This is a genomic window from Citrobacter sp. CK206 (genome assembly GCF_030333125.1).
GTDB classification, from domain to species: domain Bacteria; phylum Pseudomonadota; class Gammaproteobacteria; order Enterobacterales; family Enterobacteriaceae; genus Citrobacter_B; species Citrobacter_B koseri.
In genome coordinates this window covers 211,407-225,667 of the sequence record NZ_JAOWGM010000026.1, presented here as the reverse complement: position 1 = coordinate 225,667, position 14,261 = coordinate 211,407, and the positions used below count along the sequence as shown (strand labels likewise).

The window sequence follows — 14,261 nt, the reverse complement described above, 5'->3', positions numbered from 1 at the left end:
GTGAAAAACTGTAAATCCTGCTTTCCACCCCTTTTGCAGCAGCTTTTCTGGACAGCTATCACAGTTCTTTAATACTCAACATGAGGTTACCGTCAGAAGGATAGCTGTCATGCAAACCCCATACTCCGTTGCGGATTACCTGCTGGACAGACTGGCAGGCTGCGGTATCGGGCATCTTTTTGGTGTGCCGGGCGATTATAATTTGCAGTTTCTTGACCATGTGATTGCGCATCGTGACGTATGCTGGGTAGGGTGCGCGAATGAGCTGAATGCCGCCTATGCGGCTGATGGCTACGCCCGGTTAGCCGGGGCTGGGGCATTGTTGACCACTTTCGGCGTAGGGGAGTTAAGCGCGCTTAATGGCCTGGCGGGAAGCTACGCAGAGTACGTTCCCGTGCTGCATATTGTCGGCGCGCCATGCAGCGGCGCACAGCGACGGGGCGAACTGATGCATCACACCCTCGGCGATGGCGACTTTCAGCATTTTTACCGTATAAGCCAGGCTGTAACGGCGGCCAGCGCCGTGTTGAATGAACAGAACGCCTGTTATGAAATCGACCGCGTATTACGCGAAATGCTGACGATGCGCAGACCCGGCTATCTGATGTTACCGGCGGATGTGGCAAAACGATCTGCTGTCCCTCCTGTAAACGTTCTCACACCTGACCGTGCCGAAGGGGAAAATGACACGGTGGCGGCGTTTCGCTATCGCGCGCGCCAGCGGCTGATGAACAGCCCGCGTGTGGCGCTGCTGGCAGACTTTCTCGCCCTGCGTTTCGGCTTGCAGCCGGTTTTACAACGCTGGATGGCGGAGACGCCAATAGCGCACGCGACGCTGCTCATGGGCAAAGGGCTGTTTGATGAGCAACACCCGAATTTTGTCGGTACATACAGCGCCGGAGCCAGCAGTGAATCGGTGCGTCAGGCGATTGAAGAGGCTGATACCGTTATCTGCGTTGGCACCCGGTTTGTCGATACGCTAACGGCGGGCTTCACACAGCAACTGCCGCAGGAACGCACAATTGAAATCCAGCCGCATGCTTCGCGTGTCGGGAATAGCTGGTTCAGCGGTCTGTCGATGGAGCAGGCGGTCACTACGTTGCGCGAGTTATGTCTGGAACTTTCATTTTCGCCTCCTCCGACCCCGGCGCATGCGCCCGGCGGCCATATTGAGAAAGGGGCGCTGACGCAAGAAAACTTCTGGCATACGGTACAGGCGTACTTGCTGCCGGGCGATATTATCCTTGCCGATCAGGGAACCGCCGCGTTTGGCGCGGCGGATCTTTCACTGCCTGCTGGCGCGGACGTGCTGGTGCAACCGCTTTGGGGATCAATCGGCTATGCTTTGCCCGCCGCCTTTGGCGCGCAAACCGCCTGCCCGGAACGGCGAGTGATTCTGATTACCGGAGACGGCGCGGCGCAGCTGACGATTCAGGAACTGGGGTCGATGATGCGGGATGGACAGTCGCCGGTCATTCTGCTGCTCAATAACGATGGCTATACCGTGGAGCGCGCCATTCATGGGGCGAACCAGCGTTATAACGATATCGCCGGATGGAACTGGACGCAGGTTCCGCAGGCGCTCAGTGCGAACTGTCAGGCGGAGTGCTGGCGGGTAACGCAGGCTATCCAGCTGGAGGAAGTGCTGGCGCGCCTGAAATCCCCGCAGCGGCTTTCGCTGATTGAGGTCGTGCTGCCGAAAGCCGATTTGCCGGAATTGCTGCGTACCGTCACCCGCGCGCTGGAATCGCGCAACGGGGAGTAAACGCGGTGGCCGGTTATCTGTCGTGGCGGTTGGCGGCCATCATCGGCTTGCCTGCCAGCAGGAGCCAGGCGGGAAGCATAACGATGCACAACAGCGGAAGCAGGGTGGTGTCCGGTACGACGACTGCGGCCATAAACAGACTCAGCCAGCCGTCACGGGTTACGACCAGCATCAGCCCCAGAATCGCGCATGAGACGGTAATTGCCGCCGGAACCGCTTCAACATGCGCGTGCAGCATCAGACCCAGCGCCACGCCCACAAAGACCGCCGGGAAGATACGCCCGCCCCGGAAACCGCAGGCGGCGGCGATAACCAGCGCGCCCAGCTTAACGATCGCCAGCATAAAGTAGTCCGTGGCGCCCAGCGTCTGGCTGAACGCCAGCTGCTGCATCTCGTCCAGTCCTTTAAAGAGGGTCAGCGGCCCGCCCAATACGCCCAGAATCCCCAGCATAAAACCACCGATACCGAGAATAAGTACCGGATTTTTCAGACGATGCACCAACGTATGCAGACGCGGTAAACACCATACCGCCACCATACCCGCCGCAATCGCAATGGCCGCCACCACTGCGCCGCTGAAAATATCGCTCAGCCGCATTTGCGTGTAGTGCGCAATCGGCAAGGAGAAGTGCGGATGGAAGAACAGGCTGGTGGTTAACGATCCTGCGGCTGCCGCCATCAGCGGAGCGAACAGACGATCCCACAAGGGCGTATCGTCAGAACTGTTCAGGGTTTGCGAGAAAATCAGCGCGGCGGCGACAGGGGTGCCGAACAGCGCGCCGATAGTGCCTGCGGAAGCCAGGATCGTCCAGTCCAGCGCCCCTATGCGTGGGAAAAGGCGCGCGCCGATAGCGACGGCCAGCGCGATATTCACCGCCATAATGGGATGCTCCGGCCCTAGGCTTACTCCACCTGCCAGGCCGAGAATGAGCGCGATCAGCAGGCCCGGAAGCGCGACAGGGCTCATCGGCGCTCCGATCAGCGGTTCGGTCGCCGGGTCCGGGCCCGCATGCCCAGGGCTGTAGCGGATGACAAGCCCGACCATGATCCCGGTAAACGTGAGCATGCCGATAATCCAGACGGGGGAATCATGGGCAATGCCCAGGCCGACGGGGATTTGCTCCCACAGCAGGCGCTGTAAAACGGAGGCGACTTTCATCACGGCGATCAATACCAGACTGGAGGCAATGCCAATAATGAGTGCGGGAAGCGATAATAACAGCATCGTTCTGGCTCGCGGATGGAGCATGATCTATTCCTTAATACTGAGTCATATGCTTAGTTTGCACAGCCTGCCCGACGGCATCGCTGCAAATGGTGCTGAAACGATAAAGTAATTATGTGATGCAGATCGATATTTTTGGGGAGCTCGCCTTTCGACCGTTGTTGTTATGCCCCCATGAATTTACAGTGTGGCAAAGATTTATTCTGACTTTAGCGGAGCAGTAGAAGAATGACAAAATATGCTTTAGTAGGTGATGTAGGCGGCACCAACGCGCGTCTTGCTCTGTGCGATATGACCAGCGGGGAGATTTCGCAGGCGAAAACCTATTCCGGGCTGGACTATCCGAGCCTCGAAGCCGTGGTGCGCGTGTATCTGGACGAGCATAGCGCCAGGGTGGAAGACGGCTGTATCGCTATCGCCTGCCCGATCACCGGTGACTGGGTGGCGATGACCAACCACACCTGGGCATTTTCTATTGCGGAGATGAAAAAGAATCTTGGCTTTAGCCATCTGGAAATCATCAACGATTTTACCGCCGTGTCGATGGCGATCCCGATGCTGCGCAAAGAGCATCTGATCCAGTTCGGCGGCGCGGAACCGGTTGCCGGCAAACCGATTGCCGTTTACGGCGCCGGAACCGGATTAGGGGTGGCGCACCTGGTTCATGTCGATAAACGCTGGATCAGCCTGCCGGGCGAAGGCGGTCACGTTGACTTCGCGCCGAACAGCGAAGAGGAAGGCATTATTCTCGAAGAACTGCGTGCGGAAATTGGTCATGTCTCCGCCGAGCGCGTGTTGTCGGGGCCTGGGCTGGTGAATCTGTATCGCGCTATCGTCAAATCTGATGGCCGTCTGCCGGAAAATCTGCAACCGAAAGATATTACCGAACGCGCGCTGGCGGATACCTGCATTGACTCTCGTCGTGCGCTGTCGCTGTTTTGCGTCATTATGGGCCGTTTTGGCGGTAATCTGGCATTGACGCTGGGCACGTTTGGCGGCGTCTACATTGCGGGCGGCATCGTGCCGCGCTTCCTGGAGTTCTTTAAAGCCTCTGGCTTTCGTGGCGGGTTTGAAGACAAAGGCCGTTTCAAAGCCTACGTTCAGGATATTCCGGTTTATCTGATTGTGCATGATAATCCCGGTCTGCTCGGCTCCGGCGCGCATCTGCGCCAGACGTTAGGGCAAATTCTGTAATTGAAGATCGGCAGGCCTGATACGCGTTAGCGCCATCAGGCAGGGCATGACAGTCGTTGCCTGCATTATCCGGCCTTAAACCGCGTCATTGACGCGGTTTTTTTGTGCCCGTCGCCGACCTTTCCGACGCTCGTCACATTTCTGTTTAACGGGATTATTTGTCCAGTAAAAGCATTATTTGTCTGATAACAATGCGCAGGCTCTCACCGCCATAATTTCTCTCGTTAACTATCTGGAGGAGTCTGTTATGGCGAAAAAACTCATTGCTGTTTGCGCATGCCCGATGGGGCTGGCCCACACATTTATGGCGGCTCAGGCGCTGGAAGAGGCGGCGGTTGAAGCGGGATACGAGGTGAAAATTGAAACCCAGGGGGCGGACGGCATCCAGAATCGCCTGACGGCGCAGGATATCGCTGAGGCGACGCTAATCATCCATTCCGTTGCCGTTACCCCCGAAGACAATGAACGGTTTGAGTCGCGCGATGTGTATGAAATTACGCTCCAGGACGCGATAAAAAACGCCGCCGGTATCATTAAAGAAATCGAAGAGATGATTGCGGCAGAGCAACAATAATTTTCGACAGGGATACACATATGGCCATTAAAAAACGCAGTGCAACCGTTGTGCCTGGCGCATCCGGTGCGGCAGCGGCAATAAAAACCCCTCCGGCCTCCCGTAACAGCTTCTGGGGCGAACTTCCGCAGCACGTCATGTCGGGTATTTCGCGCATGGTGCCCACGTTAATCATGGGTGGGGTGATTCTCGCTTTCAGCCAGCTGATTGCCTATAGCTGGCTGAAAATTCCCGCAGATACCGGCATTATGGATGCGCTGAATAGCGGAAAATTCGACGGTTTTAACCTCTCATTACTGAAATTCGCCTGGCTATCGCAATCCTTTGGCGGCGTGTTGTTTGGCTTTGCGATTCCAATGTTCGCGGCGTTTGTCGCTAACTCTATCGGCGGTAAGCTGGCCTTTCCCGCAGGATTCATCGGCGGCTTAATGTCCACCCAGCCAACCCAGATACTGAATTTTGACCCGGCCAGCCTGCAATGGGTAACGACCGCGCCCGTACCGTCAACGTTCATCGGGGCGCTGATTATCTCGATTGTCGCGGGCTATCTGGTGAAGTGGATGAATCAAAAAATCCAGTTGCCTGATTTCTTACTGGCCTTCAAAACCACCTTTTTGCTGCCCATTTTGTCCGCCATTTTTGTGATGCTGGCGATGTACTACGTGATCACTCCGTTTGGCGGATGGATCAACGGCGGTATCCGCACGCTACTGACGGCGGCGGGTGAAAAAGGAACGCTGATGTATGCGATGGGGATCTCGGCGGCAACGGCAATTGACCTCGGCGGCCCGATTAACAAGGCCGCAGGATTTGTCGCTTTTAGTTTCACTACCGATCATGTTTTACCCGTCACCGCGCGTTCTATCGCGATTGTGATCCCGCCGATTGGTCTGGGGCTGGCAACGATTCTCGATCGTCGCTTAACCGGTAAACGCCTGTTTAACGCGCAACTGTATCCGCAAGGCAAAACCGCGATGTTCCTGGCGTTTATGGGGATCAGCGAGGGGGCGATTCCTTTCGCGCTGGAAAGCCCGATCACGGCAATCCCTTCGTATATGGTGGGCGCGATTGTCGGCTCGACAACCGCCGTCTGGCTGGGCGCCGTGCAGTGGTTCCCTGAGTCTGCGATTTGGGCATGGCCGCTGGTGAGCAATCTTGGCGTCTATATGGCGGGGATCGTGTTAGGGGCGGTGATCACGGCGCTGATGGTCGTTTTCCTGCGTCACATGATGTATCGCAGAGGCAAACTGCTGATTGAAAGCCTCTGAAAAAAGGACTGACATCATGACGTTACGTGCATCGCTTCGCCAGTGGCTGGTGGAACAACGCCTGGATGCGGTATTGATTTCATCCCGGCAGAACAAGCAACCGCATTTGGGGATTTCCAGCAGCGCCGGGTTTGTTTTTATCACGCATAAAAGCGCGCATCTGCTGGTGGATGGCCGATATTACGCTGACGTTGAAGCGCGAGCGCATGGCGATCAACTGCATCTGTTGGCCGGGTCGCAGACGCTGACTTCCATTGTGAACCAGATAATCGACGACGAGCAATTGCAGGTCATTGGTTTTGAAGGCGCGCAGGTGAGTTGGGATTGCGCGCAACGCTGGCAGGAAAGGCTGCGGGCGAAGCTGGTGAGCGCGTCGCCGGACGCGCTGCGACAGATCAAAACGGCACAGGAAATAGCGTTGATACGCGAGGCCTGCCGGATTGCCGATTGCAGCGCAGAGCATATCCGCCGTTTTATTCGCCCCGGCCTTCGCGAACGAGAAATTGCCGCGGAGCTGGAGTGGTTTATGCGCCAGCAGGGGGCGGAAAAAGCCTCTTTTGACACCATCGTCGCCAGCGGCTGGCGTGGGGCGTTACCCCACGGTAAAGCCAGCGAAAAAATCGTCGCGGCGGGTGAATTTATTACCCTGGATTTTGGGGCGCAATATCAGGGGTATTGTTCGGATATGACGCGAACATTCCTCGTGAGCGGGCAGGATGCGCCCGTCGCATCTCATCCGCTGTTCGCCGTTTACCAGACGGTTCTTGAGGCGCAGCAGACGGCGATTGCCGCCATTCGTCCGGGCGTGTGCTGCCAGGCGGTGGATGCTGCGGCTCGTCGGGTGATTGAGGCGGCGGGCTATGGCGATTATTTTGGCCACAACACCGGGCACGCTATCGGCATTGAGGTGCATGAAGCGCCGCGCTTTTCACCAACGGATACCACCCGACTTGCCGCAGGCATGTTGCTGACCGTAGAGCCGGGCATTTACCTGCCGGGGCAGGGCGGCGTGCGTATTGAAGATGTCGTACTGGTCACGGAAGACGGCGCGGAAGTGCTCTACACGATGCCGAAAACAGTATTGCTCACGGGAGAAGCATAATGGATTTATCGCTGTTAAAAGCCCTGAGCGAGGCGGATGCCATTGCCTCCTCAGAGCAGGAAGTGCGCCAGATCTTACTGGAGGAAGCGGATCGTCTGCACAAAGAGGTGCGCTTTGACGGGCTGGGATCGGTGCTGATCCGTCTTAATGAGTCCGATGGGCCGAAAGTGATGATCTGCGCGCACATGGATGAGGTGGGGTTTATTGTGCGCAGTATCTCGTCGGAAGGGGCGATCGATGTGTTGCCGGTCGGCAACGTGCGTATGGCGGCCCGCCAGCTCCAGCCCGTGCGTATTACCACGCGGGAAGACAGTAAAATTCCCGGTTTGCTGGATGGCGAGCGTAATGGAAATGAGGTTGGCGCCTTGCGGGTCGATATTGGCGCACGCTCATATGATGAGGTGATCCAGGCGGGCGTTCGACCTGGCGATCGCGTCACTTTTGACTCTGCGTTTCAGGTGCTGCCACACCAGCGGGTAATGGGGAAAGCGTTTGATGACCGACTGGGGTGCTACTTGTTGATCATGCTGCTGCGTGAATGGCATGACGCAGCGCTGCCCGCCGAGGTCTGGCTGGTAGCCAGCTCCAGCGAAGAGGTCGGGTTACGCGGCGGGCAAACGGCCGCTCGCGCGGTTGCTCCCGATATCGCTATCGTGCTGGACACCGCCTGCTGGGCGAAAAACTTTGATTATGGCGCGGCGAATCATCGGCAGATCGGTAAAGGGCCGATGCTGGTGCTTGCCGATAAGTCGCTCATCGCGCCGCCCAAACTGACCGCCTGGGTTGAAAGCGTCGCCAGCGACTCCGGTCTGCCGCTGCAACTGGATATGTTCAGTAATGGAGGGACGGATGGCGGAGCGGTGCATTTGACCGGGACGGGAACCCCGACGGTGGTTATTGGGCCCGCCACGCGTCATGGGCATTGCGCTGCGTCCATTGCGGATTGCCGCGACATTATCCACACGCAGCAACTTTTATCGGCACTTATTACCCGTCTTACGCGTGAGACTGTCGTTCATCTTACGGATTTCAGATGAGCGTCTTGCGTTAATCAGGAGTTGTTATGTTAACGATTCAATTTCTCTGCCCGTTGCCAAATGGCCTGCATGCGCGTCCGGCGTGGGAACTGAAAGAGCAGTGTAGCCAGTGGCAAAGCGAGGTGACGTTTATTAACCATCGCCAGAATGCGCGTGCGGACGCGAAAAGCTCGCTGGCGCTGATCGGCACCGGAACGCTGTTTAACGACAGTTGCAGTCTGAACATTAGCGGCAGTGATGAAGAGCAGGCCAGGCGTTCTCTGGAGACCTATCTCCAGCACCGGTTTATCGACAGTGACAGCGTTCAGCCGACCTCTGCGGAACTGGCGGCGCATCCGCTGCCGCGCTCGCTGGTTCGACTGAATCCCGATTTACTGTATGGCGCGGTATTGGCTAACGGTGTCGGCGCTGGCGCGCTCACGTTGTGGCAAAACGACAATCTGGAGGCGTATCGCGCAATTCCGGCCAGCGCGGAAGACAGCACCCGGCTCGAACATAGTCTGGCGACGCTGGCGGAGCAGCTTAATCAACAGCTTCGCGAACGTGACGGTGAAAGTAAAACGATCCTTAGCGCCCATCTGTCGCTGATCCAGGATGACGAGTTTGCGGGAAACATTCGCCGCCTGATGGACGAGCAGCACAAGGGGTTGGGCGCGGCGATTATCGCCAATATGGAGCAGGTGTGCGACAAGCTGTCGTCCTCCGCAAGCGACTACTTACGCGAGCGGGTAAGCGATATCCGTGATATTAGCGAACAGTTGCTGCATATCACCTGGCCGGAACGACGCCCGCGTAATACGTTGATTCTTGAACAGCCGACCATTCTGGTGGCGGAAGATCTGACGCCAAGCCAGTTCCTGAGCCTCGATTTGCAGCACCTGTCCGGCATGATTCTGGAGAAAACCGGCAGAACGTCGCACACGCTGATTCTGGCGCGCGCATCCGCGATTCCGGTGCTCAGCGGGCTGCCCCTGGACGCGCTCAGTCGCTATGCCGGGCAACCTGCGGTGCTGGATGCCCAGTGCGGCGTGCTGGCGATTAACCCGAACGCCGCCGTCTGCGGCTATTACGCCATTGCGCAGCAACTGGCGGATAAGCGTCAACAGCAACAGGCGAGAGAAGCGTCTTTGCCTGCTTTCTCCCGGGATAATCAGCGTCTTGATATCGCCGCCAATATTGGTACGGCGCTGGAAGCGCCGGGCGCGTTTGCCAATGGCGCGGAAGGCATCGGTCTGTTCCGCACCGAAATGTTGTTCATGGATCGCGACAGCGCTCCTGACGAACAGGAACAGTTTGAGGCCTACCAGCAGGTACTGCTGGCGGCGGGAGAGAAGCCGGTTATTTTTCGCACGATGGACATTGGCGGCGATAAAAATATTCGCTATCTCAATATCCCGCAGGAAGAGAACCCTTTCCTCGGCTATCGCGCCGTGCGTATTTATCCTGAGTTTGCCGGGCTGTTTCGCACGCAGCTTCGCGCTATTTTGCGTGCGGCAACCTTTGGTCAGGCGCAACTGATGATCCCGATGGTGCACAGTCTCGATCAGATCCTGTGGGTTAAAAGCGAGCTGCAAAAAGCGATCGTGGAACTCAAAAGAGACGGGCTGCGCCATGTTGCAACGATCCCGCTGGGGATTATGGTGGAAGTTCCGTCGGTCTGTTACATCATCGACCACTTCTGCGATGAGGTGGATTTCTTTAGCATCGGCTCGAACGATATGACCCAGTATCTGTATGCCGTCGATCGTAATAATCCGCGCGTCTCGCCGCTGTATAACCCGATTACGCCGTCATTCCTGCGCATGTTGCAGCAGATCGTCCGCACGGCGCATCAGCACGGAAAATGGGTGGGGATTTGCGGCGAGCTGGGCGGTGAAAGCCGGTATTTACCGCTGCTGCTGGGGCTGGAACTGGATGAATTAAGCATGAGCAGTCCGCGAATCCCTGGCGTGAAAAGCCAGCTGCGACAGATGGACAGCCAGGCGTGCCGGGCGCTTGCGGCGCAGGCCTGTGAGTGTCGTAGCGCAGAGGAGATTGAAACGCTGTTGAATCAGTTTGCGCCGCAAAAAGACGTGCGTCCGCTGCTGGCGCTGGAAAATATCTTTGTGGGCGAGTCATTGAGCAACAAAGAGCAGGTGATCCAGTTTCTTTGCGGCAATCTCGGCGTAAACGGGCGTACTGAGCATCCGTTTGAGCTGGAAGAGGATGTCTGGCAACGCGAGGAGATTGTCACGACTGCCGTTGGTTTTGGCGTGGCGATCCCGCATACCAAATCACAGTGGATACGCCATTCCAGCATCAGCATTGCGCGGCTGGCGCGCCCTGTTGACTGGCAGTCGGAGATGGGCGAGGTTGAGCTGGTGATTATGTTGACGCTGGGCGCTGATGAAGGGATTAACCATGTGAAAGTCTTTTCGCAGCTGGCGCGTAAGCTGGTGAATAAAAACTTCCGTCAGTCGCTGTTCGCCGCTCAGGATGCCGAAAGTCTTCTGGCGCTGCTGGAGGCGGAACTGACGTTTTGAGTCTGCGTGTCTGAGTGAATGCCCGGTGGCGCTTCGCTTACCGGGCCTACGTGTACGCCCAATTATTCGTTTTACGTGTACACCGCATCCGGCGGTTATGCCCGGTTATCCGTTTTACATGTAGGCCGGATAAGGCATTTACGCCGCCATCCGGCGGTTACGCCCGGTTATCCGTTTTACGCGTAGGCCGGATAAGGCGTTACGCCGCCATCCGGCGGTTAACCCTGAAAACGCGCGCTGTACTCTCCCGGCGTCAGGCCAAACTGCCGACGAAACAGGCGGCAAAAATAGTCGCTGTCGTGGTATCCGCAACGTTCCGCCACCTCGCTAATCGACAGATGGTACTTCTGCAAAATGATGCGCGCCTTCGCCATTCGCACCCAGCGAACATACTCGACAAAACTCATGGTGCCGTGCTGGGTGAACAGTTTTGATAAGTGATTCGGCGTGATATTGAAAAACTGCGCCACGCTTTCTCGCGTCAGCGGCCGGGCGTAGTTGTCCTGCACCCAGTTGCACATACTGTGATAGAGAAATTCCGAGCGCGGGCGGCGTGAGTCCGGGCGAGTATTGACCACGCTACGGCACAGATGCAGCAGGCTGAGAACCAGAGGCTGAATAATATCCTGCGCCTGAGGCGAGCGGCTCAGGTGGGTCAGAGCCGTGAGCATGGCTTCCCCTTCGCCGCGCTGCTGGTGCGCTAACTCAATGCGTCGCACCGGGCGTAACAGGGAAGCGGTACGGTTATCGTAAAACGATAATCCTAACCAGGCCGGGGCAAACACCAGACTTAACAGCATCACCGGTTTATCGCTACCGGGCAGGTTTGCCGCCCTGGCGGGGATGAACAGCATCTCCCCCTCCGTCAGGGCGTGCTGTTTTTTTTCGAGCAGGTTACCGTATTCTCCGCGCAATACGATGTCGAGACGCGGTAAATCAATACACAGGCTGCCTGTGGGGAGAGCGGTATGTTGCGTGGCAAACCAGACGCGTCCCAGCCGCTGCGGGTTTAACACCAGGCCGCTGAACAGATCGGCAAAAAACTGTTGGTCTGCGGGCAAGCCTGGCTCTTTCATCACCTAATCCTGCGTCATAAATGCATTAACTGCCTGAACTCTTTCACTTTACTCCGACTGACCGGGATTTCAAATTCCAGATCTTTGAGCCGCAGGATGTACGTGTTGTTAAACCAGGGTTCGATTTCGCGGATCTTGTTCAAATTCACACAAAACGAGCGGTGGCAGCGAAAGAAATGCGACGCTGGCAGTTTGCTGCAAAACTCGGTGATATTCATCGGCATGACATACGATTCCCGCCGCGTGTAGACAAACGTCATCTTTTCATGCGCTTCGGCGTAATAGATATCGTTGATCGGCGTGACGATAATGCGCTCATCTTTGATCAGATTGATGGTGTCGTTTTCACGGGCGACAGGGCTGCCGGGAACGGCGACGACCTGCTGCTGTTGCCAGGCGGCCTCCAGTTTTTGCAGCATCCCCACGATGCGTGATTCCTGGTACGGCTTCAGTATGTAGTCAAATGCTTCCAGTTCAAACGCCTCTACCGCGTGCTCTTTCCATGCGGTAATAAACACAATAAACGGCTTATGGGCGAACTGGCTGATGTTTTGCGCCAGCAGTACGCCATCCAGCGAGGGAATATTGATGTCCAGAAAAATGGCGTCAACGCGGTTATGCTGTAGAAATTTGAGCACGTCCAGACCGTCGTCAAACGTACCGACAATCTCCATCTGGCTATGCTCTTTTATCAGCCAGCTTAATTCTTGCTGGGCCAGGAATTCATCTTCAACGATGATGACTTTCACTACTCATCTCCGGGTTAAAGCAATAACGTTGCCGGTGCGGCGGCAGGGGAGCGCTGATTGGGAACATAAAAGGCGATTTCGGTGCCCGGTTCCAGACGGCGGATGTGCAGCCCTTCACCGTATAACAGCTTAACGCGATGATGGACATTCAGCAGGCCGATTTTATTTCCCGGCATTTCATTCGCTTCCACCCGCTCAATTACTTTAGGATCAATACCGTGGCCGGTATCCCTGACGGCGATTCGCACACGGTTGCCGCATTCGGCGACGCTGATGGTCACTACGCCTTTTCCTTTACAGGGTTGAATGCCGTGGACGATTGCATTCTCTACCAGCGGCTGAATAAGCAGGCTGGGAATGCAGCAGTTCACCTCTTCATCAATATCATAAATGACGGTCAGCTTGTCGCCAAAACGAGCCTGCTCAATGGCGATGTAGTCCTTGATTTGATACAGCTCCTTTTTGATATCAATTTGCTCATCATCTTTTAATTCAATGTTATAGCGCAGATAGCGTGACAGATTAAAAATGAGCTGGCGTGCGGTGTCCGGGTTGAGCCGAATGGATGACGAAATGGCGTTCAGCGCATTAAACAGGAAATGGGGATTAATTTTACTTTGCAGCGCTCGCAGCTCTGCCTTATTTGCCATTTCCCGCAGTTGCTCCGCGCGGGACACTTCCAGTTGGGTGGAGATAATCTGCGACAGGCCGATCGCCATCTCTTGCAGGGAAGAGGTGATCTGATGCGCGTGGCAGTAGTAGATTTTTAGCGTCCCGGTCACCACGCCCTTTTCCCATAATGGGATGACCAGCATTGAGTGTATTTCCGGCGTGCGGTGCGCTTCATCATTGTTTTTAATGATGATTTTCCCGTAATTGATGGCCTGTTGCGTGGTCGGGCTGACAAAATCATCGTTATTGCGGTAGTTGGTTTCCCCCACGCCGACATAGGCCAGAACGTGTTCGGTATTAGTGATTGCTACCGCGTCGGCATGGATATCATGACGGATGATTTCGCACACCTGGCGGAGTGATTCGCTGTTGACCTGGCGAAAGAGCGGCAACGTTTTGTTAGCGATATCCAGCGCCAGCTTGGCCTGCCGTGCGGCGCTGGCCTCTTTCTCGCCCTCCACGCTTTGAACCAGCAGCACGATAAAACCGATACATACGCTGCCGAGGATCATCGGGATACCGATTTTGGACACGATATCTACGCCCAGCGCGATGGTCGGCGCCCAGACAATGACCAGAATCATGGTCAAGGTTTCACAAAGCATCCCGCCCAAAATACCCACGCGCCAGTGCTGTGCTTTTGGGATTTTCCGGTTTATCCAGCCCGCGATACATCCCGCCAGAATACTGGTGATAAAACACGGTACGGCAGTGACCCCGCCAATATCGATAAGGTAGCGGTGAATACCGGCGATCACACCCGTAATGATCCCGACCCACGGGCCAAACAAAATGCCCCCGGACATCACGGCGATGATGCGAACATTCACCAGCGAGCCTTCGACCGGTACGCCGGACCAGGTGCTGAACAGGGCGAACATCGAGAAAATCGCGGTAACGGCGAGCAGCTCTTTCGGGGAGTGCGCTGACTTATGCAACAGTTCGCGAAACAGGCGGATACGGATGAGGAAAAACAGACAGAACAGCATTAGCGCTGCCCGGTCAAATACCGCCAGCAGCATGTTGAATATTTCGTGCACGGGTGACTCTTGTGACTGGGTTAAACCACTATGATAG

The 14,261-nt window shown here is 56.2% G+C and carries 11 protein-coding genes; 7 read left to right on the top strand and 4 right to left on the bottom strand.

All coding sequences use genetic code 11. The features are described from left to right. The first annotated feature begins 109 nt into the window (after positions 1-109). Positions 110-1,765: an alpha-keto acid decarboxylase family protein gene (locus tag OGX81_RS11155; RefSeq protein WP_104868382.1), complete on the top strand. Its 1,656-nt coding sequence runs from the start codon at positions 110-112 to the stop codon at positions 1,763-1,765. A 13-nt stretch (positions 1,766-1,778) separates the two neighbouring features. On the opposite strand, the gene OGX81_RS11150 is transcribed toward OGX81_RS11155, so the two are convergent. After that, positions 1,779-3,014 (bottom strand): ion channel protein, encoded by a 1,236-nt coding sequence (locus tag OGX81_RS11150; RefSeq protein ID WP_104868383.1) that lies wholly within the window; start codon positions 3,012-3,014, stop codon positions 1,779-1,781. A 204-nt stretch (positions 3,015-3,218) separates the two neighbouring features. Between OGX81_RS11150 and glk the strand changes: the two genes are divergently transcribed. The 6 genes from glk (at position 3,219) to ptsP (ending at position 10,687) form a co-directional block, all read left to right on the top strand. Continuing rightward, positions 3,219-4,184, top strand: a complete 966-nt coding sequence (gene glk, locus OGX81_RS11145; RefSeq protein WP_049011635.1) for a glucokinase — start codon at positions 3,219-3,221, stop codon at positions 4,182-4,184. A gap of 247 nt (positions 4,185-4,431) precedes the next feature. Then, positions 4,432-4,758 carry a PTS fructose transporter subunit IIB gene (locus OGX81_RS11140; protein ID WP_047462211.1) on the top strand — a complete coding sequence of 109 codons (327 nt, stop codon included), beginning with the start codon at positions 4,432-4,434 and terminating at the stop codon, positions 4,756-4,758. A gap of 20 nt (positions 4,759-4,778) precedes the next feature. After that, the gene (locus tag OGX81_RS11135; protein WP_047462213.1) at positions 4,779-6,026 is read left to right on the top strand and encodes a PTS fructose transporter subunit IIC; all 1,248 of its coding nucleotides are present in this window, start codon (positions 4,779-4,781) and stop codon (positions 6,024-6,026) included. 16 nt (positions 6,027-6,042) lie between these two features. Next, positions 6,043-7,128, top strand: a complete 1,086-nt coding sequence (gene ypdF / locus OGX81_RS11130; protein WP_024130141.1) for an aminopeptidase — start codon at positions 6,043-6,045, stop codon at positions 7,126-7,128. Further along, entirely contained in the window at positions 7,128-8,165 is a 1,038-nt protein-coding gene (gene ypdE, locus OGX81_RS11125) for an aminopeptidase (RefSeq protein ID WP_047462219.1), read from the top strand. The genes ypdF and ypdE overlap by 1 nt, the downstream gene beginning before the upstream one ends. Positions 8,166-8,191: 26 nt before the next feature. After that, positions 8,192-10,687 carry a phosphoenolpyruvate--protein phosphotransferase gene (gene ptsP / locus OGX81_RS11120; RefSeq protein ID WP_104868385.1) on the top strand — a complete coding sequence of 832 codons (2,496 nt, stop codon included), beginning with the start codon at positions 8,192-8,194 and terminating at the stop codon, positions 10,685-10,687. Between the two features lie 218 nt (positions 10,688-10,905). Here ptsP and OGX81_RS11115 read toward each other — a convergent pair whose 3' ends face one another. From OGX81_RS11115 to ypdA, 3 genes are read right to left on the bottom strand one after another with little or no spacing between them, the layout of a single operon-like run. Continuing rightward, positions 10,906-11,763: an AraC family transcriptional regulator gene (locus tag OGX81_RS11115; RefSeq protein ID WP_012131402.1), complete on the bottom strand. Its 858-nt coding sequence runs from the start codon at positions 11,761-11,763 to the stop codon at positions 10,906-10,908. Positions 11,764-11,777: 14 nt separating this feature from the next. Next, positions 11,778-12,512 (bottom strand): two-component system response regulator YpdB, encoded by a 735-nt coding sequence (gene ypdB, locus OGX81_RS11110; protein WP_012131403.1) that lies wholly within the window; start codon positions 12,510-12,512, stop codon positions 11,778-11,780. Between the two features lie 14 nt (positions 12,513-12,526). Beyond that, the gene (gene ypdA, locus OGX81_RS11105) at positions 12,527-14,224 is read right to left on the bottom strand and encodes a two-component system sensor histidine kinase YpdA (RefSeq protein WP_104868386.1); all 1,698 of its coding nucleotides are present in this window, start codon (positions 14,222-14,224) and stop codon (positions 12,527-12,529) included. Positions 14,225-14,261: the final 37 nt, after the last annotated feature.

Excerpts from the sequence above, each read along its gene's own strand:
- ypdE (WP_047462219.1), top strand. The coding sequence starts at position 7,128 with ATGGATTTATCGCTGTTAAAAGCCCTGAGCGAGGCGGATGCCATTGCC.
- OGX81_RS11150 (WP_104868383.1), bottom strand. The coding sequence starts at position 3,014 with ATGCTCCATCCGCGAGCCAGAACGATGCTGTTATTATCGCTTCCCGCA.
- glk (WP_049011635.1), top strand. The coding sequence starts at position 3,219 with ATGACAAAATATGCTTTAGTAGGTGATGTAGGCGGCACCAACGCGCGT.
- ptsP (WP_104868385.1), top strand. The coding sequence starts at position 8,192 with ATGTTAACGATTCAATTTCTCTGCCCGTTGCCAAATGGCCTGCATGCG.
- OGX81_RS11155 (WP_104868382.1), top strand. The coding sequence starts at position 110 with ATGCAAACCCCATACTCCGTTGCGGATTACCTGCTGGACAGACTGGCA.
- OGX81_RS11135 (WP_047462213.1), top strand. The coding sequence starts at position 4,779 with ATGGCCATTAAAAAACGCAGTGCAACCGTTGTGCCTGGCGCATCCGGT.
- OGX81_RS11140 (WP_047462211.1), top strand. The coding sequence starts at position 4,432 with ATGGCGAAAAAACTCATTGCTGTTTGCGCATGCCCGATGGGGCTGGCC.
- OGX81_RS11115 (WP_012131402.1), bottom strand. The coding sequence starts at position 11,763 with ATGAAAGAGCCAGGCTTGCCCGCAGACCAACAGTTTTTTGCCGATCTG.
- ypdF (WP_024130141.1), top strand. The coding sequence starts at position 6,043 with ATGACGTTACGTGCATCGCTTCGCCAGTGGCTGGTGGAACAACGCCTG.